A 1,142-nucleotide genomic window follows, 5' to 3' on the forward strand; every position below is an offset into this window, starting at 1 on the left:
GCATCGAAGTCAGAGCGGAGTGGGATCGGCATGGCAACCCTCCTTGGCTCACCAAGTTGAATCACACCCACCGCAATCCTGGAAATCACGAACGAGTCAGACCTTCAGGGACCTGGTATTACACGGATCGACACATAACTGTGCTCGTTTTCGTCGATCCGACCGAACCATGACAATGCTTGGCTCGTGCTTTTGAGCCATCCGTATGATCCCTGAGTGAAAGGGTGTTGTCACGTTAACCCGGGTATGACGGCGAGCCATGTAGACGGGCCGGCATGAGCAAGCCCGTCAGCTACAAACGCCATCGATTCCCGCCCGAAATCATCGCCCATGCGGTCTGGTTGTATTTTCGCTTTCCTCTGAGCCTTCGTCTGGTCGAGGAACTCCTGCTCGAGCGTGGCATCCTCATCTCCTACGAGACCATCCGGCGGTGGGCCCTGAAGTTCGGACCCGACTACGCCCGCCGCCTCAAACGTAAGACGCCGAGCCGCCGCGATGTTTGGCATCTCGACGAAGTCGTGGTCACCATTGCCGGCAAGAAGCGCTGGCTGTGGCGGGCTATTGATCAGGACGGCTACGTGCTTGATGAGATCCTTCAGGCACGCCGTAACGCCAAGGCAGCCAAGCGTTTGCTGAAGCGTCTCTTGCGGAAGCAGGGCTGCCTACCCCGGCGAATGATTACCGACAAGCTCGGCTCCTACGCGGCCGCTCGCAGCGAAATCATGCCAGAAGTCGAACATCGCTCTCACAAGGGGCTCAACAATCGGGCGGAGAATTCGCATCTGCCATTCCGGCGACGAGAACGGGTGATGCAAGGCTTTCGATCACCGAGAGGCCTGCAGCGGTTCGTCAGTGTCTTCTCGACTGTCCGCAATCTTATGGTTCCACCTCGCTCCCGTCGCTCAGCTCTTGCCACCCATCTGCATCGCCTCAGCGCCATGGCAGAATGGAAAGCCGCGGCGTGCATTGCCGCATGAGCCCCTCAGGCAACCGAGTTTGCCTCAATGCACCCGATGTCGGTTAACGTGATGTCGTGGATGGCGCCCTCCACCAGCGTCAGACGTGCCAGAATAGGCATGTCCAAGAACCGGAGAGGAGCCACTCATCATGCCAGAGATTGCCACCATCGGCCTTGATATCGC

At 58.5% G+C, this 1,142-nt stretch carries 1 protein-coding gene; it reads left to right on the plus strand.

Translation table 11 applies throughout. The annotated features are described in order from the left end of the window. Nucleotides 1-275 precede the first annotated feature (275 nt). Complete coding sequence (locus tag ACS5Q1_RS47990) at nt 276-977, plus strand: IS6 family transposase (protein WP_473104800.1); 702 nt, start codon at nt 276-278, stop codon at nt 975-977. Nucleotides 978-1,142: the final 165 nt, after the last annotated feature.

This window comes from Microvirga sp. GN3, assembly GCF_055792825.1.